The sequence below is a fragment of the Micromonospora sp. WMMD1076 genome, assembly GCF_029581475.1.
Taxonomy (GTDB): Bacteria; Actinomycetota; Actinomycetes; order Mycobacteriales; family Micromonosporaceae; genus Micromonospora; species Micromonospora aurantiaca.
On record NZ_CP120862.1, the window covers coordinates 347,118 to 369,999 of the forward strand.

The following is a 22,882-nucleotide window of genomic DNA, read 5'->3' on the forward strand; positions in this document are numbered from 1 at the left end:
GGCGATGAGCAGACTGCACCACACGAAGGACTTCTGGATCGGCGCGCTGCGCACGGGGGGCCCCGCCTTCGCCACGGCGGTGGCGGAGGCGCCGCCCGAGACACCCGTGCTGTCCTGTCCCGGCTGGACTGTCACCGATCTCGCTCATCACCTGACGCGCGCGTACGCCTGGGCGGGCACAGTGCTGACCGCGGGCATCGCGACCCGCCCGGAGCGGCACGACCCGGAGCCCCCGGCGGGCCTGACCGCGGCGCAGTGGTACACGCAGGAGTACGAGCGGATCAGCGCGCTGCTGGAGTCGACGGACCCGGAGGCGCCGGCCTGGAACTTCGCGCCGCAGCCGAAGAAGGCGGTCTTCTGGCCTCGCCGGCTGGCGCACGAGACGGCTGTGCACCGCTGGGACGCCCAGCTCGCGATCGGTGCGGGTGATCCGATCGAGGCGAAGCTCGCGGCCGACGGGGTGAGTGAGGTGCTGGACACCTGGCTGCCGGCGGGACGGCGGGTGCATGCCGGGCAGTGGCGCGGCGTGGTGCAGCTGAACGCGACCGATGCCGCGCAGGAGTGGTACCTGCGGCTGCGGGGTGAGGGGGTCGCGCTGCTGGACACCGCGACGATCCTCGACCACGACGACCACCGCGCGCGGGCGCAGGTGGCCGGCACGGCGAGCGATCTGCTGCTGGCGCTGATGGGCCGGATCAGCTTCGACGCGCTGGACGTGGCGGGCGACCGTGCCCTGCTGGGCGGCCTGCGGGTCGGCTGACGAAGGGCACGGACGGAGAGGGGCGACAGTCGCCCCTCTCCTTCTTTTCGGACACCTCTGAGAGCGCTCTCTTGACAACGTCCACGACCCTCCACCACGCTGTCGTGAGAGCGCTCTCTAAGTTCCGGAACCGCCTTCCACCACCCGTTTCGACGACCCGAGAGGTCAGGACAGCATGCTCACCTTCACGCGCCGCCGCCTGGCGGCGGTGGCCCTGGTGGCCGCCACCGCACTGCTCGGCACCACCGCCTGCGGCGGCGGCGACGATACCGCCGCCGACGGGCCGATAACGCTCACCGTCGACGTCTTCGGCCAGTTCGGTTACGCCGATCTCTACCAGGAGTACATGGCCAGCCACCCCGGCGTGAAGATCGTCGAGCGGGGCACCGGCGGCAACCTCGACGAGTACTCCCCGAAGCTCACCCAGTGGCTCGCCGCGGGCAAGGGCGCCGGTGACGTGGTGGCCATCGAGGAGGGCCTGCTCGTCGAGTACAAGGCCAACCCGCAGAACTTCGTCAACCTGCTCGACCACGGCGCGGCCGACCTGAAGGGCAACTTCCTCGACTGGAAGTGGAACCAGGGGCTCACCGCCGACGGCAAGCAGCTCATCGGCCTCGGCACCGACGTCGGCGGCATGGCGATGTGCTACCGCAAGGACCTGTTCGCCAAGGCCGGCCTGCCCACCGACCGCGACGCGGTGTCCAAGCTCTGGCCCACCTGGCAGGACTACATCAAGGTCGGCGAGCAGTTCACCGCGAAGAAGACGGGCGCCTCGTTCCTGGACGCCGCGACGAACACGTTCAACACGATCGTGCTCCAGACCGCCGGCAACAGCAGCGGCTACAGCTACTACGACACCGGCAACAACCTCGTCGTGGGCAGCAACCCGGCGGTGAAGCAGGCGTACGACACCACGATGGACATCATCGACTCGGGGCTGTCCGGCAAGTACGGCTCCTGGTCCGAGGAGTGGGTGTCGGCGTTCAAGCAGTCGAAGTTCGCCACCATCGCCTGCCCGGCCTGGATGACCGGCGTGATCGAGGGCAACGCCGGCGCGGGCGCCAAGGGCAAGTGGGACATCGCCCAGGTTCCCGGCAACGGCGGCAACTGGGGCGGCTCGTTCCTCGCCGTGCCGAAGCAGAGCAAGCACCAGGCCGAGGCGATCGAGCTGGCCAAGTTCCTGACCAGCGCCAAGGGTCAGATCGGCGCGTTCAAGGCGAAGGGGCCGCTGCCCTCGTCCCCGCAGGCGCTGGAGGACCCGGCGATCATCGACTCGAAGAACGCCTACTTCTCCGATGCGCCGGTCGGGAAGATCTTCGCCGAGGGCGCCAAGAGCCTGAAGCCGGTCTACATGGGACCGAAGAACCAGGCCGTACGCACCGAGGTCGAGAACGCCGTCCGCAGCGTGGAGCTGGGCAAGCGCTCCCCGGAGCAGGGCTGGACCGACGCGGTCGCCAACGCCGAGAAGGCCGCCGCCAAGTAACCCGAGCAGCGCGTGCGGGCGGCCACCCGGCCACGGGGGCCGCCCGCACGGCGGAAAGGAGTCCCGGGTCATGGCCGTCCAGCTCGACGCCCGCCCGCCGGTCGCACCGGCACCCCGCCCCACCCGTCCCGGCCTGGGCAACCGGCTCAGCCGGATCGACACCAAATACTCGCCGTACCTGTTCATCGCCCCGTTCTTCCTGCTGTTCGGCGTCTTCGGGGCGTACCCGCTGGCGTACACGTTCTGGGTCTCGCTGCACGACTGGGACCTGCTCGGCGCCGAGCACCCGTTCATCGGCTTCGACAACTACACCCAGTTGCTCGCCGACTCGGACTTCTGGCACTCGGTGGTCAACACGCTGGGCATCTTCGTGATCTCCACGGTCCCCCAGCTGCTGGCCGCGCTCTGGCTGGCCAACCTGCTCAACCGGCAGCTGCGCGCCCGTACCACCTGGCGGATGGCCGTGCTGATCCCGAACGTCACCTCGACCGCCGCCGTGGCGATCGTGTTCGCGGTGCTGTTCGGCCGCGACTTCGGCATGATCAACTGGCTGCTCGACCACGTCGGGATCAACGCGATCGACTGGAAGGCGAACCGGTTCGCCGCATGGGTCGCCATCTCCACGATGGTCGACTGGCGCTGGACCGGCTACAACGCGCTGATCTTCCTGGCCGCCATGCAGGCCATCCCCCGCGACCTGTACGAGTCGGCGGCGATCGACGGCGCCGGCCGGGCCCGCCAGTTCTGGTCCATCACGGTGCCGCTGCTCAAGCCGACGATCATCTTCGCGGTCATCATCTCCACCATCGGCGGCCTCCAGCTCTTCACCGAGCCGCGAATGTTCAACTCCGGCACCAACGCGATCCGCGGCGGGCCGCTGCGGGAGTCGCAGACGGTGACCATGTACATGTTCGAGAACGCCTTCGCGCCGCACTACAACTTCGGCTACGGCTCGGCGGTCGCCTGGCTGCTGTTCGCACTCATCGCTGTGGTCGCGGCGATCAACGTCCTGCTCCTGCGCCGGCTCGGCGGCGGCTCCCGCAAGGAGGTCTCCCGATGACCCGACTCTGGTCGGCAAGCCGGCTCACCTACCTGGCGCTGACGCTCTCGGCCGTCCTGTCGATCTTCCCGATCTACTGGATGTTCGTGGTGGCCAGCCGGACCAGCGACACGATGGGGCAGGTGCCGCCGCCGCTCACCCCCGGCGGCAACCTCGGCGCCAACATCGCCCGGCTGTTCGACAACACCGACGCGTACTTCCTGACCGGCCTGATCAACTCGGCCGTCGTGGCCACCACCGTGACGATCTCGGTGGTGTTCTTCTCCACGCTGGCCGGGTTCGCGTTCGCGAAGCTGCGCTTCCGCGGGCGCAACGCGCTGCTGCTGGTCATCGTCGCCACCATGATGGTCCCCACCCAGCTCGGCGTGATCCCGCTCTACCTGCTGATGACGAAGCTGAACTGGAACGACCGGCTGCCCGCCGTGATCGTGCCGGCGCTGGTCACCGGCTTCGGGGTGTTCATGATGCGCCAGTACGCCGGCCAGGCGGTCAGCACCGAGCTGATCGAGGCGGCCCGGATGGACGGCTGCAACACCGCGCGGATCTACTGGAACGTGGTGCTGCCCGCGCTGCGCCCGGCCGCCGCCGTTCTCGGCCTGCTCACGTTCATGACCACCTGGAACGACTTCCTGTGGCCGTACGCGGTGCTGAACGACCCGGAGAACCCGACGGTGCAGCTGTCGCTGCGGGCCCTCTCCGACGGGTACTACCAGGACATGTCGCAGGTGTTCACCGGCACGGCCATCGCCACGCTGCCGCTGCTGCTGGTGTTCGTCGTCTTCGGCCGCCAGATCATCGGCGGCATCATGGAAGGTGCGGTCAAGGCATGAGCAACGTCCGATTCCCGGAGGGCTTCGTCTGGGGCGGGGCCACCGCCGCGTACCAGATCGAGGGCGCCGCCCGCGACGACGGTCGCGGCCCGTCGATCTGGGACACCTTCAGCCGTACGCCGGGCGCCGTGTTCCAGGGCCACACCGGCGACGTGGCCTGCGACCACTACCACCGGTACGCCGAGGACGTCGCGCTGATGGCCGACCTGGGACTGCGGGCGTACCGGTTCTCGGTGTCCTGGCCCCGCGTGCGGCCGGACGGCACCGGGCCGGTCGAGCCGCGCGGGCTCGACTTCTACGACCGGCTGACCGACGCGCTGCTGGACGCCGGCCTCGACCCGATCGTCACGCTCTACCACTGGGACCTGCCGCAGGCGCTGGAGGACCGGGGCGGCTGGACGGTCCGGGAGACCGCCGAGCACTTCGCCGAGTACGCGCTCGCCGTGCACGGCCGTCTCGGCGACCGGGTGCGCACCTGGACGACGCTCAACGAGCCGTGGTGCTCGGCCTACCTGGGGTACGGCTCGGGCGTGCACGCGCCGGGGCGCCGCGACGCCGGTGCCGCGTTCCGGGCCGTACACCATCTGCTGCTCGGCCACGGCCTGGCGGCGCGGGCGCTGCGCGCGGCCGGCGCGGAGACGCTCGGGATCACGCTCAACCTGGCCGACGTGCAGCCGGCCGACGCGGGCAGCGCCGCTGACGCCGAGGCGGTCCGGCTGGTCGACGGCCTGCACAACCGGATCTTCCTGGACCCGCTCACCGGCGGCGGCTACCCGGCGGACGTGCTGGCCCACGTCAGCCGGATCGTCGCGCCGGACTTCGTCCGGGACGGGGACGAGAAGCTGATCGCCGCGCCGCTGGACCTGCTCGGCCTGAACTACTACGCACCCACCTACGTGGCCGGGCGGGCAGACGGTACGGGAGGTGCCGCGTACCCGGGTACCGCCGGGGCGGTCGAGTTCCTGCCGCCGGCCGGGCCGCTGACCGAGATGGGCTGGTCGATCGAGCCGGCCGGGCTGACCCGGCTGCTGGAACGCGTGGCGGCCGACTATCCCGGGCTGCCGTTGATGATCACCGAGAACGGCGGGGCGTTCCCGGACACCGACCTCGACGAGCCGGGCGGAGTGGCCGACGCCGACCGGGTCGCCTACCTCGACGGACACCTGCGGGCGGCGCACGAAGCCATCGCCCGCGGCGTGGACCTGCGCGGCTATCTCGTATGGTCGGTGCTGGACAACTTCGAATGGGCCGAGGGTTACCGGAAGCGGTTCGGGATCGTCCACGTCGACTACCTGACCCAGCGGCGCACACCAAAGCACAGTGCCCGCTGGTACCAGGAGGTGATCGCCCGGAACGGGCTGTGACGAGGTGGTGGTAACGGGGATGACGACGGCACAGCGACCGACCCTGGAGGCGGTGGCCCGGCTGGCCGGCGTGTCCCGGGCCACCGTCTCCCGGGTGGTGAACGGCTCGACCACAGTCGCCGAGCCGATCCGGCAGGCGGTACGCCGTGCGGTCGAGGAACTCGGGTACGTCCCGAACCTCGCCGCCCGCAGCCTGGTCACCCAGCGGACCGACTCGATCGCGCTGGTGCTGCCCGAGGCGGCCACCCGGGTCTTCTCCGACGACCAGGTGTTCCCGGGCATCATCCGGGGCGCGGCACAGGAGCTGGAGGCGGCGGACAAGCAGCTCGTCCTGATGCTCGCCGGGTCGCCGGCCGGGCACGAACGGGTCGAGCGGTACACCACCGGCCGGCACGTCGACGGGGTGCTGTTCGCCTCGCTGCACGGCGAGGACCCGCTGCCCGGCCGACTGGCCCGCCTCGGCATCCCGGTGGTGTGCAGCGGTCGGCCGCTCGACGGCGCCGACGTGCCGTACGTGGACGTCGACCACACCGGCGGCGTGAGCATCGCGGTCCAGCACCTGATCGCGGGCGGACGGCGGCGCATCGCCACCATCGCCGGGCCGCAGGACATGGTCGCCGGGATCGAGCGGCTGATCGGCTACCGCAACGCGATCACCGGCGCCGGGCTGCCGGAGCTGGTCGCGTACGGCGACTTCACCCGGGAGTCCGGCACCGCCGCGATGCGCGAGCTGCTCGCCGCCGACCCGGAACTGGACGCCGTGTTCGCCGCCTCCGACCTGATGGCGCACGCCGCCCTGCGGACGCTGCGGGAGTCCGGGCGGCGGGTGCCCGAGGACGTGGCGGTGATCGGGTTCGACGACATCGAGACGGCCGCCTACACCGAGCCGCCGCTGACCACCGTGCGGCAGCCGATAGTGGAGCTGGGCCGGTCGATGACCCGGCAACTGCTGCGGATCGCCGCGGGCGAGGACGTCGAGCAGGCGCTGATGCTGCCGACCGAGCTGGTGCGGCGCGAGTCCGCGTAAGGAAGGGCCCCCTCTTAACGCCTCAGGTAGAGGAGGGGGCCCCTCTTAACAGCCCGCCGGGTGACAGCCCGCCGCGCGTTAACCGGTCGCGGTGCGGACGGCGGCGGGGCTAGGGTCCGCCGGATGAGTGGAGCCGAGATCCGTCCCGCCCGTGCCGAGGACGCGCCCGCAGTGGTGGCGTTGCGCGCGCTCGTCTACCCGTACCTGGTGCGTGGGGTCGAGTCGACCCGCCGGATGATCGCCGAACCACCGGCCGGCGAGGACTGGGCGGCCTGGGTCGCCGAGGCGGACGGACAGGTCGCGGGCTGGGTGTCGGCGTACCGCAACACGCAGACGTCGACGCCCGGCGTGGGCGAGATCTCCCTGCTGCACGTGCACCCGGAACATCGCCGCCGGGGCACCGGCACCTCGCTGTTCGAGACCGCGCTCGACCACCTGCGGACGCTCGGGACCACCCGGGTGCTGACCCATGCGCGTACCGAGTCGCTGCCGTTCGCGCAGCGGCACGGCTTCACGCCCAGCCGAGAGCTGCGCTACTCGGCGCTGGACCTGAGCACCGCCCCGCCGATGCCGCAGCCGCCTCCGGGCGTACGGCTGGTGTCCGCCGCCGGGCTCGACCCGCGCCAGGTGCACCGGGTCGACGCCGAGGCGTCCCGGGACGAGCCGGGCGACGTGCCGACGGACTCGCTCGACTTCGAACTGTGGCGGCACGAGTGCTGGGACAACCCGGGGCTGGACCGGGAGGCCAGCACGCTCGCCGAGGTGGACGGCGAGCTGGTCGCACTCAGCCTGGTGAAGCGGGACGGCGACCGGATGTGGTCGGACTTCACCGGCACGCTGCCCGCGTACCGGGGGCGAGGGCTGGCCCGGCTGGCCAAGCAGGCCGCGCTGCACGCCGCCGCGGCGCGCGGGGTACGCACCGCGTACACCTCGAACGACGAGGCGAACGCGCCGATGCTGGCGGTGAACGAGCGGCTCGGCTACCGGCCGGTGGACAGCCAGTGGTCGTGCCGGCGCACGCTCAGCTGAGCCCGGCGGCCACCCGCACCGCCGTGGCGTACGTGTCCGCGCCGAACAGCACCAGCCGGGCCTCGGTGACGTGCTCCGGGGTAGCCGCGCGCAGCACTGTGAGCGCCTGCGCCACCGCGTCCTCGGCCGGCCAGCCGTAGATCCCGGCGGAGATCAGCGGGAACGCGATCCGGGTCGCGCCCAGCCCGTCGGCGACGCGCAGGCTGTTGGCGTAGCAGTCGCGCAGCAGCGCGGACCGGTCCTCGCCCGGCGCGAAGACCGGGCCGACGGTGTGCACCACCCAGCGCGCGGGCAGATTGCCGGCGGTGGTGGCGACCGCCTGGCCGGTGGGCAGCCCGCGCCCGTAGCGGGAGGCGCGCAGGGCCCGGCACTCCGCCAGGATCGCCGGCCCGCCGCGCCGGTGGATCGCGCCGTCCACTCCCCCGCCGCCGAGCAGTGACGAGTTGGCGGCGTTGACCACCGCGTCGACCTGCTGCGCGGTGATGTCCCCCTCGATCAGCACGGTATCCATCTCAGCTCTCCTCGACGGGCTGGCCCAGCGAGCGGCGGGCCAGCAGCGCGGCGCCGGCGACGGCGGCCGGCATGACCAGCACCGCGCCGAGCGGGATCAGGAAGCACAGGAAGACCGCCACCCCGAAGCCGAGCGCCGCCGGCCGGTCGGCCCGCAGCCGCGCCCGCCGGTCCGGCAGCCGCATCCCGCGCCGGTAGAACGGCGCGCCGACCAGCTCCAGCGCCAGGAACCAGCCACCCACCAGGGCACCGACCACCGGGACCACCGTCTGTCCCACCACCGGGATGAAACCGGCGGCGAACAGGGGTACGCCGATCAGCACGGACAGCGCCACCAGGCGCAGCGAGTCGGCGAGGCTGCGCCGCAGCGAGGACCAGAACGGCACGTCCACGGCGCCGGGGGTGCCGCCGAGGCGGTCCTCGACCCGCTCGGAGATCGCCTCGTAGAACGGGTCGCCGATGACCAGCGTGACGGCGGTGAACGTGAGCACCCCGACCAGCCCGGCGACCCCGACCACCGCCAGCCCGGCGGCGACCCGTAGCAGCCCGCGCCAGGGCGACGACCAGTCGTCGGCGAACGGGGTGAGCCAGCCCGCCAGGTCGTCGACGAAGTAGAGCAGCGTGGCGAACAGGGCCACGTAGAGCGCGCCGGTGATCAGCGCCGGGATCACGCCGAGCAGCATCAGCTTCGGGCTGCGGACGTACATGCCGAAGCCGCGCAGCAGCAGCCCGGCGCCGCCGAGGAAGCGGGTGGCCGCGCCGGTGACGGGCGCGACGGTACGGGAGGCGTTCACGACGGCACAGCCTAATCCGCCGGTGCACCACAATGGGCCTGTGCGTGCGTCCCGGCTGATCTCGCTTGTGCTGCTGCTCCAGTCGCGGGAGGCGATGACCGCCGCCGAGCTGGCCCGCGAGCTGGAGGTGTCCGAGCGGACCGTCTACCGGGACGTGCTGGCGCTCTCCGCCGCCGGTGTCCCGGTGTACGCGGACCGCGGCCGGGCCGGCGGCTACCGGCTGCTCGGCGGCTACCGGACCCGGCTGACCGGGTTGAGCCGGGACGAGGCCGGGGCGCTGTTCCTGGCCGGGCTGCCCGGGCCCGCAGGGGACATGGGACTGGCCGACTCGGTGGCCGCCGCCGAGCTGAAGGTGCTCGCCGCGCTGCCGCCGAGCCTGCGGGACGCGCCCGCGCGTACCGGGCAGCGGTTCCATCTGGACGTGCCCGGCTGGTTCCGGGAGACCGCGCCGCCGCCGGCCCTCGCCGAGCTGGCCCGGGCGGTCTGGCGGGACCTGATGGTGGAGCTGCGCTACCGGCGCGGGGACCGGGAGGTGACCCGCAGGCTGGCGCCGTACGGGCTGGTGCTGAAGAACGGGGTCTGGTATCTGGTCGCCCGGGTCGGTGACGCCTGGCGGACGTACCGGGTGGACCGGGTGGTGGCGGTCGAGGTGGGCACCGACGGGTTCGACCGGGACGAGGACTTCGACCTCGGGGCGTACTGGCGGGGGCAGGCGGGCGCGTTCCTGCGCGAGCTGCTGCGGGAGCGGGTGACGGTGCGGCTGGGCCCGGCCGGGTTGCGGATGCTGCGGCATCTGGTGGACGCGCCGTTCGTCTACACCGAGGCGGTGGACGCGGCCGGGCCGCCGGACGAGCAGGGCCGGCTGGTGCTGCGGCTGCCTGTCGAGTCGGTCGACGTCGCGTACGGCCAGTTGCTGGCGCTCGGCCCGGAGGCGGAGGTGCTGGCGCCGCCGCAGCTGCGGGCGCGCTTCGCCGAGGCGGCCCGCCGCGCGGCGGCGCTCTACACCGATCCGCCGTCAGACGGTCAGCGGTAGCCGTCGGGGTCGGCCGGCTTGCCCGGCTTGACCACCTCCTCGTAGTAGCGGGCCCAGTGCGGGCGGCTGCCGTCGACGTCGGTGAAGCCGTACACCTGGGACAGGCCGCCGCTGTCCAGCGACTGGCCGTTCCAGCGGGCCCGGTCCGGGTCGGCGGCCAGGGCGGCGACCGCGCGCCCGACGAACGCCGGCGTCTCCGACATGACGAAGTGCGGTTCGGTCTTCGCGGCGTCGCGCCAGGTGGCCTCGGTGACGCCGTAGTGTTCGAGCATCGCCTCCGAGCGCAGCCAGCCCGGCGTGAGCGCGACGGCGGTGCAGCCGTGCGGGGCCAGCTCGTGCGCCTGGCTGAAGCCGAGCCGGTTCACCGACACCTTGGCCAGGTCGTAGAAGACCGACAGGCGGTACTCCCTGTCGTTGTGCTCCTTGGTGCCGTCGCCGACCTCGACGACCAGGCCACCCGGGTTGCGGATCAGCAGCGGCAGCGCGAAGTGGCTGGTGATGATGTGCGTGTCGACAGCCAGCCGCAGCGTGCGGAAACCGGCGTCGAGCGGCTGCTCCCAGACCGGCTTCTCCCAGGTGATCAGCGGGTCCGCGCCCCAGACGTCGTTCACCAGCACGTCCAGGCGGCCCTGCTCGGCGTCGATCCGCTCGACCAGGCCGCGTACCTGCTCGGGGTCCAGGTGGTCGACCGCGACGGCGATCCCGGTGCCCCCGGCGGCGGTGACCAGCTCGGCGGTCTCCTCGATGGTCTCCGGCCGGTCCATCTCGGAGCGGCGCCCGCGGGTGGTGCGGCCGGTGGCGTAGACGGTGGCCCCGGCGGCGCCGAGCTGCACGGCGATCTGCCGGCCGGCGCCCCGGGTCGCGCCCGCGACGAGCGCGACGGTCCCGGTCAGTGGTGAGTTCATGGGATCACCGTGTCACCGATACCTGACAGCGGAAGTCCGGTTTCCCGAGAGAGCCGGATGGGCGATCATCACCGGTATGCACCTCCTGCTGTCCGGGATCGTCGGCTCGGTCGCGTACGGGCTGGCCGGTCCCGGCTCGGACACCGACCGGATCGGCGTGTTCGCCGCGCCCACAGTCGCGTTCCACGGCCTGCGCCCGCCCCGCGAGTCGGTGGTGACGACCGAACCGGACGTCACGTTGCACGAGGCGCGCAAGTACGCGCTGCTGGCGCTGAGCGGCAACCCGACCGCCACCGAGCTGATGTGGCTGCCCGACGACTGCTACGAGACCCGCACCGGGCTCGGCGAGGAGCTGATCGCGATCCGGTCGGCGTTCCTGAGCGCGCCGCGGGTCCGTGACGCCTACCTCGGGTACGCCTCGCAGCAGTTCCGCAAGCTCGCCGCCGCCCCGGCGGACAGCGGCGGGCGGCGGCGCTCGGCGAAGCACGCCCGGCACCTGGCCCGGCTGCTGCACCAGGGCCGGGCGCTGTACGCGACGGGCGTGCTGGAGATCCGCCTCGCCGACCCGGAGTGGTTCCGCGCGTTCGGCGAGCGGGTCGCCGGTGGTGCGCTGGACGAGGCGCAGGCCCTGGTGGCGGACACCGAGGCGGAGTTCGACCGGCTCCGCTCGCCGCTGCCGGACCGCCCGGACGAGGAGACCGTGGAACGCTGGCTGCTCGCCGTCCGGGCGGCGTACCTGCCGCGGTGAGCGGTCACTGCACGTCGAACTCGTTGCCCTCCGGGTCGGCCATCGTGGTGTGCTCGCTGCCCCGCTCGGCGACCTCGGCCAGCACCGTCGCGCCGAGCGCGGTCAGCCGCCTCACCTCGGCCGCCCGCCCCTCCGGCCCGACGTGCAGGTCGACGTGGAGGCGGTTCTTCACCCGCTTGGGCTCGGGGACGGCCTGGAACAGGAACCGCCGGCCCAGCCCGCTGCCGCTGACCGGGTCGACCGGGTCGTCCGGGTGTCGTACCGCCGCCAGCTCGCGCCACGCCTTGCGGCCGTCCACCTCGACGTACGCCTCCGGTGGCACCGCACCGGCGGCGGCCAGCCGTTCGATGAGCACGCTGTTGTCCTCGACCTGGTAGCCGAGCGCCTCGGCCCAGAAGCGGGCCAGCCCGATCGGGTCGGCACAGTCGATGACGAGTTTCCAGTCCCGCGCCATGTGTCCTCCGTGGTCAGCTGATGTAACCAGTTATAGTGGTTACATGACGGAAGGCGCAAGCGGACTCACCCTGATCAGTCCCGAAGGCACCCGATACCGCTTCGACCCGGGGACGCTCTGCCTGGAACTGCTGACCACCGGCGGTCCCGGCGCGTTCGCCCGCTACGAGATGCTGCACCGGCCGGACGACCTCGCGGGCTGGCTGGCCGCGTCCCGGCTGCGCCTCGACCCCGCCGCCGTCACAGTCGACGCGGACGACCTGGCCGCCGCCCGTCGGCTGCGCGACGCGCTCTGGCGGGTGACGCAGGCGCGAACCCGCGACGAGACCCCGCCCGACGCGGACCTGGCCGTGGTGAACGACGCGGCGGCCGGGCTGCCGCTGAGCCCGCAGGCCGGTCCCGACGGCAGCCGGTCCTGGCGTACGCCGCTGACCGGCGCGCAGGTGGTCGCGACGTTCGCCCGGGACGCGGTCGACCTGCTCACCGGCCCGCACGCGGCCCGGATCCGGGAGTGCGGCGCGCACGACTGCCAACTGGTCTTCGTGGACACCTCTCGGCCGGGGCAGCGCCGCTGGTGCGCGATGGAACGCTGCGGCAACCGGCAGAAGGCGCGCGCCCTGCGGTCCCGGCGCGCGCCCGGGTGACTCAGTCCGCCAGGCGCACGCGTACCCGGCGGTTGGCCCGTCCCTTGCTCTCCACCTTGACCACCTGGACCTTGCCGATCTGGGCGGTGGAGGCCACGTGCGTGCCGCCGTCGGCCTGCACGTCCAGCCCGACGATGTCGACGATCCGCACCTCCTGCTCCTCCGGCGGGATCAGGTTCGACTGGGTGCGGATGATGTCCGGCAGGGCCAGCGCCTCGGCGCGCGGCAGCACCCGCACCGCCACCGACCGGTCGGCGGCCACCTCGGCGTTCACCAGTTCCTCGATGCGGACCTTGAAGTCCGGCGGCACCTCGGGGAGGTTGAAGTCCATCCGCGCCTCGCCCGGCTCCATGTTGCCGCCCGTGACGAGCGCGCCGAAGTCGCGGAACACCACGCCGCAGAGCACGTGCAGCCCGGAGTGGGTACGCATCAGCATGGTCCGGCGCCCGTCCTCGACCGCGCCGACGACCTCGGTGCCGACCGGCGGCAGCGGGTCACCCTCGTCCGGGACCAGCCAGAGGTCGTCGCCCTTGCGGGTGCCGACGATCCGGGTCTGTACGCCCTGCCAGAGCAGCACCCCGTGATCCGGCGGCTGCCCGCCGCCGCCCGGGTAGAACGCGGACCGGTCCAGCACGATGCCCTGCTCGGGATCGGCCGCCAGCACCCGGCAGGTCCACTCGCGCAGGGTCGGGTCGGCGAGGTCGAGCCGGTGCGTACGGCCGTGGTGTGTGACGCCCATGGGCGCCGACGTTACCCGTTCAGGAACTCCGAGACGCGCTCCCGCAGATCGGCGCGCTCGGTCCAGAGCACACCGGGCCGGTCGTACACGTGCAGTGTGGCGTTCGGGAGCGCGGCGGCGAGCCGTTCGGCGACGGCGACCGGGTGCAGGTCGTCCTCGGCGGCGGCGATGACCAGGGCCGGCGCGGTGACCGCGGCGAGCGACCCGGCGTCGTCGAGCGGGGCCTGGGCGGGCAGGTCGGCCAGCCCCGGCGCGAGCCCGTCGCGCAGCAACTGGTCGAGCCGCTGACGCAGGTACGCCCACCCGGCCGGGGTGTTGCGCACCGGCGGCGGCAGCTCCAGCGACACCGCGTCGGCCAGTGCCGAGGCGTCGCCCTCGGCCACGGCGTCGAGCAGGCCGGTGAGCCGGGCGCGTGCCACCTCGCCGCGCGGCGTGTCCAGCACGGCGGGCAGGAAGAAGACGAGTCTCTCGAAGCGTTCCGGGCTCTCCGCGAGCAGCCGGCAGAGCGCGCCCGCGCCGAGGCTGGCGCCGAACGCCCGGGTCGCGCCGCCCAGGTCGGCGACGGCTCGCAGGTCGCGGGCGAGATCCAGGTAGCTCCACGGCCCGGACGGGGAGTCGGAGCGGCCGTGCCCGCGGAACTGGAAGAAGATGCGCCGCCCGGCGACGCCGCTGCCGAACGGGCGGGTGGTGGCGATGCCGCTGCCCAGCCCGTGCGCGAATACGGTGACCGGGTCGCCGGTGCCGGTGACCAGCCGTTCCAGGCTCACCCCGTGCGGGGTGGCGACCATCTCCGTCTCCGGCTCTGGCAGCGCGGGACGCCCGGTCCGGGGCGCGCCGGGGCCGGGCCCCCAGGTGCGGGGACCGCCGTCCGGCGGCGGAGGCCAGCGGAAACCTCTCACCAGGACCCTCGGCCGTCGTGCAGGTCCCGCAGGCCGGGCCGCACGTCGAGCAGGTAGATGAGACCCGCAGCGATGCCGATCAGTCCGAACAGGCTGATCGGGCCGAAGCCGAGCAGGGTCAGCAGCAGGCAGACCGCCAGGATGGCGACCCAGCCGCCCTTGGGCAGCGTGCCGAGCGCGGCGAATCCGTCGCCGCGCTGGGTGACCGCGTGCACCAGCGCCACTCCCTGTACGACCAGGGCGAAGACGAGCAGGATCAGCTGGATCACGTCTTGGACTGCGAACGCGAAGATCGGCGCGGCGATGGCCATGGGGGCAAGCTTATGCCGAGACCCCGGAAACGTCCGACAGGACGTTGTCCGGGGTCTCGGTGGAGCTTCGGGTCACTCGGCGGCCGGGCGGGTCCGCTTCGTGGCCTTCGGCAGCTTCGCCGACGGGGTGGCCGGCTTGGCGGCGGGCGTCTTCGTGGCGGCCTTGGTCGCGGTCGCCTTGGTGGCGCGGGTGCGCTTCACCGCGGCCGGCTTGGCGGCCACCGCCTCGGCCACCTCAGCCGGCGTGGGCACCTCGGTCGTCGCGGCGGCCTTCGGCGCGGTCTCCGGCTTCGGGGCCACCTCGGTCTTCTTCGGGGCGGCCTCGGTCTTCGTCGCGACCTCGGTCTTCGTGGCGACCTCGGTGCCGGTGGCCTCGGTGGCCTCGATGTCGGCGTTCACCGTGTCCGCGGCCTCCAGCACCCCGGCGCCGACGACGCGCTCACCGCGGGCGACCAGCTCGGCGTACGCGGCCAGCGCGCGCTCCTGCGCGGCGTGCGCCCCGGCCACCACGACGGCGGCGTTGCGGGTGGCGGCCTCGCGGAGCTTCTCCAGGTTGGCGGCCTCGCGCAGCTTCTCGAGGTTCGCCGCCTCGCGCAGCTTCTCCAGGTTGGCGGCCTCGCGGAGCTGGTCGAGGTCGGTGGCGACGGCCCGCTCGCGCAGCCCGGTCGCGGTCTGGTTGGCGGTCTTCAGCGTCTCGGTGGCCTTCTGGCGCAGCTCGAAGCCGGTGACGACGGCCTTGCCGCCGAGGTCGGTCACGACCCGGGCGCCGAGGCCGCTGACCACTGTCGGCAGCTTGCGCAGCTGCTCCAGGGCCAGCTCACCGGCGCCGGCGGCGGCGTAGAGGGGTGCGGGGATGCGGTTGGTCTTCGGCTGGGTGGTCATGACTGCTCCTCCTCGGCCGCACCGGCGGCCTTCCGGGCCGCCCGGCGGGCGGTCGTGTCCTGCGGGGCGGCGGTGGTCGGGGCGGGCGCGGCGCCCGCTTCGGTGACGGCTACCGATTCGAGGACCGCCTCGGTCGGCGTGCCCTCCGGCGTGACCGGACCGGTCGCGGCCGCCGCCACCGTCGCCGGGGCCTCCGGCGCGGAGGCCGGCTCGGTCGCGGCGGTCTTCTCGGCCGTGGCGGCCGTGGCGGCCGTCTCCGCCGTCGTGGCCGCCTCGGTCGCCTCGGCCAGGCGGGCGTTCTCGCGCCGGAACGTCTCGTAGATCTGGGTGAGCGACTGCTTTTGGGCCATGGTCAGCTCGGGGTCGACGGCGATCGCCGCGAGCACGCCCTGGCCCTCCTTGTCGTCCAGCAGCCCGGCACGCAGGTACATCGCCGGGGTGGAGACCCGAAGTGCGCTGGCGAGCTGCTGGAGCACCTCGGCACTCGGCTTGCGCAGCCCGCGCTCGATCTGGCTCAGGTAGGGATTGCTGACGCCCGCCTGCTCGGCGAGCTGGCGCAGTGAGATCTTCGCGTTACGCCGCAGGTCGCGAATGAACCCGCCGACATCGGGAAGGTCCTTGCTGGTGGCCATGACTCAACGCTAGCCCGGGCCGCTAACTCCTGCAAGCAAAACGCTAGCCAGAGTTAGCAGGGTCACCCAAGGTGGGTTGCGGAGGCCATGTCCGGTCCGTACCGTCCTCCCCCGTGACCAAGATCGATATCAACGGTGCCCGGCTCGCGTACGACGAGAGCGGCACCGGAACCGCCGTGGTGCTGCTGCACGCCGGCATCGCCGACCGGCGGATGTGGCGCGGGCAGGTCCCGGCGCTCGCGCAGCAGCATCGGGTGATCGCACTGGACCTGCGCGGCTACGGCGAGTCGGAGCTGCCGCCCACCCCGTTCGCCCACCACGACGACGTGGTCGGGCTGCTCGACGCGCTGGGCGTCGAGCGGGCCGCGCTCGTCGGCTGCTCGTTCGGCGGCCGGGTCGCGGTGGACACCGCGCTCGCCCATCCGGAGCGGGTCTCGGCGCTCGCGCTCTTCGGCGCCCCGGTCTCCGGCAACGAGTGGTCCGAGGAGACCGAGCAGCTCTGGGAGGAACTGGTCGGCGACGTGGACCCGGAGGACATCGCCGCCACCGCCGCCGGCGAGGTGCGGTTCTGGGTGGTCGGCCCGACCCGCCGCCCGGAGGACGTCGACCCGGAGCTGATCCGGTTCGCCGAGGAGATGGACCGCCGGGCGCTCGCCGCCGAGCAGGCGCTGAGCGCGATCGAGGTGGGCGAGCTGGACCCGCCGGCCGTCGACCGGCTCGGCGAGCTGCGCGTACCGGTGCTGGTCGGCACCGGCGCGGACGACCTGGCCGACCTCCGCCGCCTGGCCGACCGCATGGCCGACGAGGCCCCCCAGGGCGTACGCATGCGAGACGTCCCCGACGCGGCCCACCTGCTCCCCCTGGAGCGCCCCACCGAGACCAACGCCGCCCTCCTGCCCTTCCTCCCCTGACCGCTCCGCCCCTCTCCCTCTGCCGCGTTGATCTTGCACTTGCGGCCCTCGGCACGCCTGGAACGCGCGTTTCGCCGGGGGTAGAGGGCGGGGGCGGGGTTACCAGGTGGGGCGGATGGCTCCTACCGGGAGGCCGCCGCCCAGCAGGGGTGGTTCGGCGTACTCGGTGAGGATGGGGGCGCGCACGCCCAGGCGAGCCAGGGCGGACACCAGGACGGGCGTGCGGGCCCTCGCGGCGCCGTCGTCGATCTTCACGGCCACGGCGCCGACCTCCGGGATCGCCGCCGCGATCACACCCTCCGCGCCGATCTTGGCGAGCAGACCCGGTACGCCGCGCATCAGCCGCGTGTCCTCCGCCTGGGTGCCGCCGACAAGCTCCGGGTACGCCCGCATCGCGTCCGCCACCGTCCGCTCGACGGTGCCCGGCTCGGCCGCGACCAGTCGCAGGAACGCCCGGGCCAGCCCGGTCAGCGAGACGGCGAGCACCGGCGCGCCGCAGCCGTCCACCCCGACCGCCGCCGCCCGCTCCCCGGCGAACTCCTCGATCGTGGCGGTCAGGCACTGCTGGAGCGGGTGCTCGGGCCGCCAGTAGCCGTCCAGCGGCCAGCCTGCGGCCAGGCAGGTGCGCACCATGCCGGCGTGCTTGCCGGAGCAGTTCATCAGCACCCGGGCCGGGCCGCCGCCGGTCCGCAGCACCGTTTCCCGGGCCGCCTCGCCGAACGGGAGGTCCGGCGGGCAGTGCAACGCCTCCTCGGACAGGCCGGCGTCGCGCAGCAGCGCTGTCACCCGCTCGACGTGGAACTCCTCGCCCGCGTGGCTGGCCGCGACGAGCGCCATGTCGGCCGGGTCGGTGAGCGGCAGGCCGGCCCGGAGCATCCCGATCGCCTGCATCGGCTTGCTCGACGAGCGGGGGAAGATCGGCGAGGTGACGTCACCGGCCCCGGCGACCGGCTCACCGGTGGCGTCGAGCACCACCACGGAACCCCGGTGGACGCCCTCCACGAAGCCGGACCGGACCACCTCGGCGAGCGGCACACCGCCCTCGTACGCTTTTCCCACGGTATGGACGGTACCGAGGGGACGGACCCGGTCGGCGGTGGGGTGACCTGCGACGTCGGCCGAGGCGGTACGGGGCCGGAGCGGGGTGCGCCGCTTACCGGACGGTAGCCGGGAGGCCGAGCAGCGTACGGGCCTCGGCGGTGGTCAGCGGAGGCCGCTGGGCGAGCTGGGCGAAGCCGACCGCCCGCGCGACGAGCTGCATGTTGGACTCCACCGGACGCCCCTTGGCGTACGTGACCGTGTCCTCCATGCCGACCCGCAGGTGACCACCGGCCGACAGCGAGGCCAGCATCACCGGGATGGTGCTGCGCCCGATGCCGGTGGCCGAGAACGTGGTGCCCTCGGGCAGGTCGCGCAGCATCTGCTGGGCCGCGACAAGGGTCGCAGTGGTGCCAGGCATGCCGCCCGGCACACCCATCACGAAGTCGACGTGCACGTGCCCGCCGTGCGGCAGGCCGTACTTGCCGAGCAGCCGCTGCAATGCGGTGAGGTGGCCCAGGTCGAAGATCTCGTACTCGGGGACGACGCCCCGCTCCTGCATGCGGGTGTGCAGGTCGACGATGAACTCCCACCGGTTGAGGAACACGTCGTCGCCGAAGTTGACGGTGCCCATGGTGCAGGAGGCCATGTCCGGCGCGGCGTCGAGCACCGCCAGCCGGGCCGACTCGGGGTCGGTCACCGCGCCGCCCGAGGAGAGCTGCACGATCAGGTCGGTGCTCTCCCGCAGCGCGGCCACCGTGTCGCGCAGCCGCCCCTGGTCGAGCGTGGGCCGCGCGTCGTCGTCGCGGATGTGGACGTGGATCACGGCGGCGCCGAGCGCCTCGCACTCCTTGGCGGTCAGCAGCAGCTCGTCGAGCGTCACCGGCAGCGCCGGCACCTCCGCCTTCGCCGACTCCGCGCCGGTGGGGGCAACCGTGATCAACGTCCCTGTCGTCATGCCCCGGATCCTAGACCGGTGCCCGACGCCGGGTCGACCGGAGGATTTCCGGTGCAGGCGGCGTTAAGAAGGGGTCCTTCCTCTACCGGAGGCGTTAACAGGGTGCCCTTCCTTACACATCGATGGCGGCGGCGCTCTCGCCCACCAGCAGTCGGGCGTCGTCGGGCGTGTTGCGCTTCAGCACTGCCAGCGCCACCTGACCCAGCTCGTAGTGCTGCACGGCGGTGCCCACGAAGCCGACGGTCCGGCCGTCGAGCGTCACCGGCGTACCGGCGACGGGCGGCTGGTCGCTCGCCACGCCGTCGAGGTGCAGCAGGACGAGCCGGCGGGGCGGCTTGCCCAGGTTGTGCACCCGGGCCACCGTCTCCTGCCCCCGGTAGCAGCCCTTGTCCAGGTGCACGGCCGGGGCGATCAGGTCCACCTCGGCCGGGATCGTCCGGTGGTCGGTGTCCACGCCGGCCCGGGCCCGCTTGGCGGCCACCCGGATCGCCTCGTACGCCCACAGCCCGGCCACCGGCACCCCGGCGCCGCGCAGTTCCGCCACCACCTCGTCCATGGCCGCCCGGGGCACGAGCAGGTCGACGCCGAGCGCCACCCGCCGGGCCCAGCCGCCGACCGGGAGCGGCTTGACGTCGTACACCGCTGACGGCCGCGCGGGCAGCTCGCCGGAACGGAACTTCGGACCCGGCACCGCTGCCACGTCGGGAGCGGCCAGCCCGGTGACGCCGAGCGTGTCGAGCGCGCCGGGCGCCTCCGGCCCGACGAGCGACAGCAGCGCGTGGCCGGCGGTCGTGTCGCGCGGGTCGACCTTGCTGAAGAACCGCATCTTCTCCAGGTATGACAACAGGCCCTCGGTCATCCCCGGCTCGGTGTCGAGCCAGGTGGTCTCGCCGTCGTCGGCGACCATCGCGTGCTGCTCGACGTGCCCGTGCGGGGAGAGCACCAGCAGCTCGGTGCCCTGCCACGGCGCCAGCGCGGCCAGGTGCTGGCTGGTGAGCGTGTGCAGCCAGCCGATCCGCTCCTCACCGGGCACCGCGACCACGCCCCGGTGCGAGCGGTCGACCAGGCCCACGCCGGTGGCCAGGAGCCGCTGCTCGCGCATCGGGTCGCCGTAGTGGGCGGCCACCGGGCCGACGCCCGCCGCCCGGTGGGCCGGTTCCGGCTGGTCCCGGGTCTGGTCGTCGATGGCGTCGGTGGTCACCGCGCCCGCGATGTCGATCATGTGCGTTCCCCGTTCTGTGCGCAGCGGCCGCAGACCCCGAAGAGCGCGACATGCCCGATGTCGACAGTGAACCCGCGCTGCTCGTCCAGTTGGTCGGCGAGCGGGCGGAGCATCTCCGGGGGGATCTCGTCGATCGCCCCGCACTCCCGGCACACCAGGTGCACGTGCTGGTGCTCACCCGCCGCGTGATAGGTCGGCGAGCCGTGCGACAGGTGCGTGTGCGTCACCAGGCCGAGCCGTTCCAGCAGCTCCAGCGTGCGGTAGATGGTGGTGATGTTGACTCCGGCCGCGACCTCGCGGACCGCTGTGTGCACCTGCTCCGGGGTGGCGTGCCCCAGATCCAGGACGGCCTGGAGCACCAGCTGACGCTGCGCCGTCAGCCGCAGCCCGCGCGAGCGGAGCATTTCCGCGAGGGAGGATTCGGACACCCTTCGATCATAGTTCGGCCGCCGCGCCGGCCGGTCCACCGCCGGGGGTACGCCACTACGCTGCGCCAGTGGGTACGACACGGGTGGCGGTGCTCGGCCGGGGGCTCGTACCGGCGGGTGAGCCGGTGCTGCGCGGCGACGACCGGGGCGTCCTGCACGGCGACGGCCTGTTCGAGACGCTGCACCTGCGCGACGGCCACCCCTGGCTGCGCGACGCCCACCTGGCCCGGCTGCGGGCCGGCGCGGCGGCGATCGACCTGCCGCTGCCCCCTGATGCCGCGCTCGTCGAGCTGCTGGACGCGGTGTGCGCCGGCTGGCCCGCCCGGACCGAGGGCGCGTTGCGGCTGGTCTGCACGCGGGGACCGGAGGGCGGTGGGACACCCACGGTGTACGCGACGCTCGGCGAGGTGCCCGCGCCCGCCCGCCTGGCCCGGCGGGACGGGGTGACGGCGGCCACGCTGCCGCTCGGGGTGGCCGCCCGGTCCCGCCCGGAACTGGGGTGGCTGCCGAGCGGCGTGAAGTCCACCTCGTACGCGCTCAGCACCGCCGCCCGGCGGTGGGCGCAGCGGACGGGCGTGGACGACGTGCTCTGGGTCTCGACCGACGGCTACGTGCTGGAGGGACCGACCGCGAACGTGGTGTGGCTGAGTGGCGGCCGTCTCCTCACGGTGCCGGCGGCACCGACCGGGATCCTGCCCGGCGTGACCGCCCACCACCTGCTGAGCCGCGCCGGAGAGCTGGGCCTGACCGCAGGCGAGCACCTGCCCACCGTGCCCGACCTGCACGGGGCCGAGGCCATCTGGCTGACCAGTTCCCTCCGCGGCCCGGCCGAGGTCACCACCTTGAACGGAACCCCCCGCCCGAGTTCCCCCCTGACCCCCCGCCTGCAGGCCCTCCTGAATTTCCCCCGCCCACCCGACCCCTCACCCTCACCCAGTTGATCATGAAGTTGGCGGCGTCGGGTGCCCGATTTGCCGCCGCCAACTTCATGATCGCCGGGGACAGCGGCGAGACAAGAGCGTCAGCCGGCCACCCGGATCAGGCGGGCGGAGAGGTGCGGGCTCAGCGGGTGACCCACGGCGGCCATCTCCTGCGCGTAGAGCAGGGCGCCCTCGACGATGCCGAACAGCCGGGCACCGGCGGTGACCTCCTTCGCCGTGGCGGTACGCACGACCGCGTCGGTGGCGAACTCGATCTGGGTGCCCTTGCGCTTGCCGACATGCAGCTCCATCACGCCGGTCGGCGTGGTCATCAGCGCCTCCAGCTCGTCGGTCACCCGCTCACCGTCGAGCACCGGACGCCACCAGCCCACCTCACGGCCGGCGGGGCGGACCGGGCGGCTCTGCTCGTCCAGGATCCACGCCCGCGACTCGTAGAACAGGAACGGCCGGCCGTCGTGGCTGATCCGGATCTCCTGCGCGTAGTCGAAGTCCTCGATCGTCGGGAACCCACCCCGGCCCCGGCCACGCCACACCCCGATGTACGGCAGCAGGCCGTCCAGGCTCGGGTGCAGCTTCGGGCCGACGCGCAGGTCGTGGCTCTCCTCGTACGGGTACGGGTCGACCGGCGGCGCGTTCAACCACGGCGGCTGGAGCGGATTCTCACTGTTCACAGCGCCACCTTCGTTCGCGACTGCGGGGCTCGCAAGACCGGCACACTCCTCGCGCTCACCATTTACCTCTAGCGATTCGCACTGCGACATAGACCAGGCCACCGGCGAGCGCGCCCAGGCCGGCGACCAGCAGGCTGACGAACCCGATCTCGGTAACCATCCGGACCATCCTATGCTGGCGTCATGGCGCGCACTCTCGTCGTCAAGGCCACCGCCGGCGCGGACTCACCGGAACGCTGCGCCCAGGCGTTCACAGTCGCCTCCACCGCAGCCGCGGCCGGGGTGGACGTGTCGCTCTGGCTCACCGGCGAATCCACCTGGTTCGCACTGCCCGGGCGGGCGGAGACGTTCGAGCTGCCGCACTCCGCGCCGCTCGGCGAACTGCTGCACGTGGTCCTGGCCACGGGCCGGGTGACCGCCTGCACCCAGTGCGCGGCCCGGCGGGACATCGGACCGGGCGACGTCATCCCCGGCGTACGCATCGCGGGCGCCGCGGTGTTCGTCGAGGAGGCGATGGCGGAGGGCGCACAGGCGCTCGTCTACTGAGCGACCCGCCCAGGTCGTCCACTCTGACCGGTGAGCCGATCCTGACCCGACATGTCCGGATTAC

Annotated in this window: 28 protein-coding genes; 13 read left to right on the forward strand and 15 right to left on the reverse strand. The window is 73.1% G+C overall.

The window, feature by feature from the left end; all coding sequences use genetic code 11:
• Positions 1-4 precede the first annotated feature (4 nt).
• The 7 genes from O7622_RS01825 (at position 5) to O7622_RS01855 (ending at position 7,553) form a co-directional block, all read left to right on the forward strand.
• Positions 5-760, forward strand: a complete 756-nt coding sequence (locus tag O7622_RS01825) for a maleylpyruvate isomerase family mycothiol-dependent enzyme (RefSeq protein WP_282311566.1) — start codon at positions 5-7, stop codon at positions 758-760.
• 175 nt (positions 761-935) lie between these two features.
• Entirely contained in the window at positions 936-2,243 is a 1,308-nt protein-coding gene (locus tag O7622_RS01830) for an extracellular solute-binding protein (RefSeq protein ID WP_282311567.1), read from the forward strand.
• Between the two features lie 70 nt (positions 2,244-2,313).
• The gene (locus O7622_RS01835; RefSeq protein WP_282311568.1) at positions 2,314-3,303 is read left to right on the forward strand and encodes a sugar ABC transporter permease; all 990 of its coding nucleotides are present in this window, start codon (positions 2,314-2,316) and stop codon (positions 3,301-3,303) included.
• Positions 3,300-4,133, forward strand: coding sequence for a carbohydrate ABC transporter permease (locus O7622_RS01840; RefSeq protein WP_282311569.1), 834 nt, complete (start codon positions 3,300-3,302; stop codon positions 4,131-4,133). The genes O7622_RS01835 and O7622_RS01840 overlap by 4 nt, the downstream gene beginning before the upstream one ends.
• Positions 4,130-5,497 (forward strand): GH1 family beta-glucosidase, encoded by a 1,368-nt coding sequence (locus O7622_RS01845; protein WP_282311570.1) that lies wholly within the window; start codon positions 4,130-4,132, stop codon positions 5,495-5,497. The genes O7622_RS01840 and O7622_RS01845 overlap by 4 nt, the downstream gene beginning before the upstream one ends.
• 19 nt (positions 5,498-5,516) lie before the next feature.
• Positions 5,517-6,524: a LacI family DNA-binding transcriptional regulator gene (locus O7622_RS01850; protein ID WP_282311571.1), complete on the forward strand. Its 1,008-nt coding sequence runs from the start codon at positions 5,517-5,519 to the stop codon at positions 6,522-6,524.
• A 123-nt stretch (positions 6,525-6,647) separates the two neighbouring features.
• Complete coding sequence (locus O7622_RS01855) at positions 6,648-7,553, forward strand: GNAT family N-acetyltransferase (RefSeq protein ID WP_282311572.1); 906 nt, start codon at positions 6,648-6,650, stop codon at positions 7,551-7,553.
• On the opposite strand, the gene O7622_RS01860 is transcribed toward O7622_RS01855, so the two are convergent.
• Together O7622_RS01860 and O7622_RS01865 are read right to left on the reverse strand one after the other, a co-directional pair.
• Positions 7,546-8,064 carry an O-acetyl-ADP-ribose deacetylase gene (locus O7622_RS01860; protein WP_282311573.1) on the reverse strand — a complete coding sequence of 173 codons (519 nt, stop codon included), beginning with the start codon at positions 8,062-8,064 and terminating at the stop codon, positions 7,546-7,548. The genes O7622_RS01855 and O7622_RS01860 overlap by 8 nt on opposite strands.
• Before the next feature lies 1 nt (position 8,065).
• Positions 8,066-8,857, reverse strand: coding sequence for an EI24 domain-containing protein (locus tag O7622_RS01865; RefSeq protein ID WP_282311574.1), 792 nt, complete (start codon positions 8,855-8,857; stop codon positions 8,066-8,068).
• Positions 8,858-8,897: 40 nt separating this feature from the next.
• Between O7622_RS01865 and O7622_RS01870 the strand changes: the two genes are divergently transcribed.
• A complete protein-coding gene (locus O7622_RS01870; protein ID WP_282311575.1) occupies positions 8,898-9,890 on the forward strand; it encodes a YafY family protein in 993 nt (330 codons plus the stop codon).
• Here O7622_RS01870 and O7622_RS01875 read toward each other — a convergent pair.
• Positions 9,881-10,795 carry an SDR family oxidoreductase gene (locus tag O7622_RS01875; protein WP_282311576.1) on the reverse strand — a complete coding sequence of 305 codons (915 nt, stop codon included), beginning with the start codon at positions 10,793-10,795 and terminating at the stop codon, positions 9,881-9,883. The genes O7622_RS01870 and O7622_RS01875 overlap by 10 nt on opposite strands.
• 76 nt (positions 10,796-10,871) lie before the next feature.
• Between O7622_RS01875 and O7622_RS01880 the strand changes: the two genes are divergently transcribed.
• Positions 10,872-11,543 (forward strand): nucleotidyltransferase domain-containing protein, encoded by a 672-nt coding sequence (locus tag O7622_RS01880; RefSeq protein WP_282311577.1) that lies wholly within the window; start codon positions 10,872-10,874, stop codon positions 11,541-11,543.
• Between the two features lie 4 nt (positions 11,544-11,547).
• On the opposite strand, the gene O7622_RS01885 is transcribed toward O7622_RS01880, so the two are convergent.
• A complete protein-coding gene (locus O7622_RS01885; protein WP_282311578.1) occupies positions 11,548-11,997 on the reverse strand; it encodes a VOC family protein in 450 nt (149 codons plus the stop codon).
• Positions 11,998-12,040: 43 nt separating this feature from the next.
• Here O7622_RS01885 and O7622_RS01890 point away from each other — a divergent pair, with 43 nt between their 5' ends.
• Complete coding sequence (locus O7622_RS01890) at positions 12,041-12,640, forward strand: ABATE domain-containing protein (RefSeq protein WP_282311579.1); 600 nt, start codon at positions 12,041-12,043, stop codon at positions 12,638-12,640.
• A 1-nt stretch (position 12,641) separates the two neighbouring features.
• Here O7622_RS01890 and O7622_RS01895 read toward each other — a convergent pair whose 3' ends face one another.
• The 5 genes from O7622_RS01895 to O7622_RS01915 all read right to left on the reverse strand — a co-directional run bounded on the left by O7622_RS01895 (position 12,642) and on the right by O7622_RS01915 (position 16,103).
• The gene (locus tag O7622_RS01895) at positions 12,642-13,379 is read right to left on the reverse strand and encodes an alanyl-tRNA editing protein (RefSeq protein ID WP_282311580.1); all 738 of its coding nucleotides are present in this window, start codon (positions 13,377-13,379) and stop codon (positions 12,642-12,644) included.
• A gap of 11 nt (positions 13,380-13,390) precedes the next feature.
• Entirely contained in the window at positions 13,391-14,278 is an 888-nt protein-coding gene (locus tag O7622_RS01900) for an alpha/beta hydrolase (protein ID WP_282311581.1), read from the reverse strand.
• Positions 14,275-14,589 (reverse strand): DUF2516 family protein, encoded by a 315-nt coding sequence (locus O7622_RS01905; protein ID WP_013288803.1) that lies wholly within the window; start codon positions 14,587-14,589, stop codon positions 14,275-14,277. The genes O7622_RS01900 and O7622_RS01905 overlap by 4 nt, the downstream gene beginning before the upstream one ends.
• A gap of 72 nt (positions 14,590-14,661) precedes the next feature.
• The gene (locus tag O7622_RS01910; RefSeq protein WP_282311582.1) at positions 14,662-15,471 is read right to left on the reverse strand and encodes a hypothetical protein; all 810 of its coding nucleotides are present in this window, start codon (positions 15,469-15,471) and stop codon (positions 14,662-14,664) included.
• Positions 15,468-16,103, reverse strand: coding sequence for a helix-turn-helix transcriptional regulator (locus O7622_RS01915; protein WP_282311583.1), 636 nt, complete (start codon positions 16,101-16,103; stop codon positions 15,468-15,470). Before O7622_RS01915 ends, O7622_RS01910 begins: the two co-directional genes overlap by 4 nt.
• A 113-nt stretch (positions 16,104-16,216) precedes the next feature.
• On the opposite strand from O7622_RS01915, the gene O7622_RS01920 reads away from it, so the two are divergent.
• Positions 16,217-17,014: an alpha/beta hydrolase gene (locus tag O7622_RS01920; RefSeq protein WP_282311584.1), complete on the forward strand. Its 798-nt coding sequence runs from the start codon at positions 16,217-16,219 to the stop codon at positions 17,012-17,014.
• Between the two features lie 99 nt (positions 17,015-17,113).
• Here the strand turns inward: O7622_RS01920 and O7622_RS01925 are convergent, their stop codons facing one another.
• From O7622_RS01925 to O7622_RS01940, 4 genes are all read right to left on the reverse strand, one after another.
• On the reverse strand, positions 17,114-18,073 hold the full coding sequence (locus O7622_RS01925; RefSeq protein WP_282311585.1) for an asparaginase: 960 nt from the start codon (positions 18,071-18,073) through the stop codon (positions 17,114-17,116).
• Positions 18,074-18,167: 94 nt separating this feature from the next.
• Positions 18,168-19,010: a 3-keto-5-aminohexanoate cleavage protein gene (locus tag O7622_RS01930; RefSeq protein WP_282311586.1), complete on the reverse strand. Its 843-nt coding sequence runs from the start codon at positions 19,008-19,010 to the stop codon at positions 18,168-18,170.
• A 112-nt stretch (positions 19,011-19,122) separates the two neighbouring features.
• Entirely contained in the window at positions 19,123-20,232 is a 1,110-nt protein-coding gene (locus O7622_RS01935; protein WP_282311587.1) for a folate-binding protein, read from the reverse strand.
• Positions 20,229-20,636: a Fur family transcriptional regulator gene (locus O7622_RS01940; protein WP_282314005.1), complete on the reverse strand. Its 408-nt coding sequence runs from the start codon at positions 20,634-20,636 to the stop codon at positions 20,229-20,231. The genes O7622_RS01935 and O7622_RS01940 overlap by 4 nt, the downstream gene beginning before the upstream one ends.
• Positions 20,637-20,728: 92 nt before the next feature.
• Here O7622_RS01940 and O7622_RS01945 point away from each other — a divergent pair, with 92 nt between their 5' ends.
• Positions 20,729-21,601: an aminotransferase class IV gene (locus O7622_RS01945; protein WP_282311588.1), complete on the forward strand. Its 873-nt coding sequence runs from the start codon at positions 20,729-20,731 to the stop codon at positions 21,599-21,601.
• 80 nt (positions 21,602-21,681) lie between these two features.
• Here O7622_RS01945 and O7622_RS01950 read toward each other — a convergent pair whose 3' ends face one another.
• Together O7622_RS01950 and mtfM are read right to left on the reverse strand one after the other, a co-directional pair.
• Entirely contained in the window at positions 21,682-22,272 is a 591-nt protein-coding gene (locus O7622_RS01950; protein WP_282311589.1) for an FABP family protein, read from the reverse strand.
• A 55-nt stretch (positions 22,273-22,327) separates the two neighbouring features.
• On the reverse strand, positions 22,328-22,432 hold the full coding sequence (mtfM, locus tag O7622_RS01955; RefSeq protein WP_013288813.1) for a small membrane protein MtfM: 105 nt from the start codon (positions 22,430-22,432) through the stop codon (positions 22,328-22,330).
• 23 nt (positions 22,433-22,455) lie between these two features.
• Here mtfM and O7622_RS01960 point away from each other — a divergent pair, with 23 nt between their 5' ends.
• Entirely contained in the window at positions 22,456-22,818 is a 363-nt protein-coding gene (locus tag O7622_RS01960; protein WP_282311590.1) for a DsrE family protein, read from the forward strand.
• Positions 22,819-22,882 lie beyond the last annotated feature (64 nt).

Excerpts from the sequence above, each read along its gene's own strand:
- O7622_RS01825 (WP_282311566.1), top strand. The coding sequence starts at position 5 with ATGAGCAGACTGCACCACACGAAGGACTTCTGGATCGGCGCGCTGCGC.
- O7622_RS01830 (WP_282311567.1), top strand. The coding sequence starts at position 936 with ATGCTCACCTTCACGCGCCGCCGCCTGGCGGCGGTGGCCCTGGTGGCC.
- O7622_RS01835 (WP_282311568.1), top strand. The coding sequence starts at position 2,314 with ATGGCCGTCCAGCTCGACGCCCGCCCGCCGGTCGCACCGGCACCCCGC.
- O7622_RS01840 (WP_282311569.1), top strand. The coding sequence starts at position 3,300 with ATGACCCGACTCTGGTCGGCAAGCCGGCTCACCTACCTGGCGCTGACG.
- O7622_RS01845 (WP_282311570.1), top strand. The coding sequence starts at position 4,130 with ATGAGCAACGTCCGATTCCCGGAGGGCTTCGTCTGGGGCGGGGCCACC.
- O7622_RS01850 (WP_282311571.1), top strand. The coding sequence starts at position 5,517 with ATGACGACGGCACAGCGACCGACCCTGGAGGCGGTGGCCCGGCTGGCC.
- O7622_RS01855 (WP_282311572.1), top strand. The coding sequence starts at position 6,648 with ATGAGTGGAGCCGAGATCCGTCCCGCCCGTGCCGAGGACGCGCCCGCA.
- O7622_RS01860 (WP_282311573.1), bottom strand. The coding sequence starts at position 8,064 with ATGGATACCGTGCTGATCGAGGGGGACATCACCGCGCAGCAGGTCGAC.
- O7622_RS01875 (WP_282311576.1), bottom strand. The coding sequence starts at position 10,795 with ATGAACTCACCACTGACCGGGACCGTCGCGCTCGTCGCGGGCGCGACC.
- O7622_RS01880 (WP_282311577.1), top strand. The coding sequence starts at position 10,872 with ATGCACCTCCTGCTGTCCGGGATCGTCGGCTCGGTCGCGTACGGGCTG.
- O7622_RS01885 (WP_282311578.1), bottom strand. The coding sequence starts at position 11,997 with ATGGCGCGGGACTGGAAACTCGTCATCGACTGTGCCGACCCGATCGGG.
- O7622_RS01890 (WP_282311579.1), top strand. The coding sequence starts at position 12,041 with ATGACGGAAGGCGCAAGCGGACTCACCCTGATCAGTCCCGAAGGCACC.
- O7622_RS01895 (WP_282311580.1), bottom strand. The coding sequence starts at position 13,379 with ATGGGCGTCACACACCACGGCCGTACGCACCGGCTCGACCTCGCCGAC.
- O7622_RS01905 (WP_013288803.1), bottom strand. The coding sequence starts at position 14,589 with ATGGCCATCGCCGCGCCGATCTTCGCGTTCGCAGTCCAAGACGTGATC.
- O7622_RS01910 (WP_282311582.1), bottom strand. The coding sequence starts at position 15,471 with ATGACCACCCAGCCGAAGACCAACCGCATCCCCGCACCCCTCTACGCC.
- O7622_RS01915 (WP_282311583.1), bottom strand. The coding sequence starts at position 16,103 with ATGGCCACCAGCAAGGACCTTCCCGATGTCGGCGGGTTCATTCGCGAC.
- O7622_RS01930 (WP_282311586.1), bottom strand. The coding sequence starts at position 19,010 with ATGACGACAGGGACGTTGATCACGGTTGCCCCCACCGGCGCGGAGTCG.
- O7622_RS01935 (WP_282311587.1), bottom strand. The coding sequence starts at position 20,232 with ATGATCGACATCGCGGGCGCGGTGACCACCGACGCCATCGACGACCAG.
- O7622_RS01940 (WP_282314005.1), bottom strand. The coding sequence starts at position 20,636 with ATGCTCCGCTCGCGCGGGCTGCGGCTGACGGCGCAGCGTCAGCTGGTG.
- mtfM (WP_013288813.1), bottom strand. The coding sequence starts at position 22,432 with ATGGTTACCGAGATCGGGTTCGTCAGCCTGCTGGTCGCCGGCCTGGGC.
- O7622_RS01960 (WP_282311590.1), top strand. The coding sequence starts at position 22,456 with ATGGCGCGCACTCTCGTCGTCAAGGCCACCGCCGGCGCGGACTCACCG.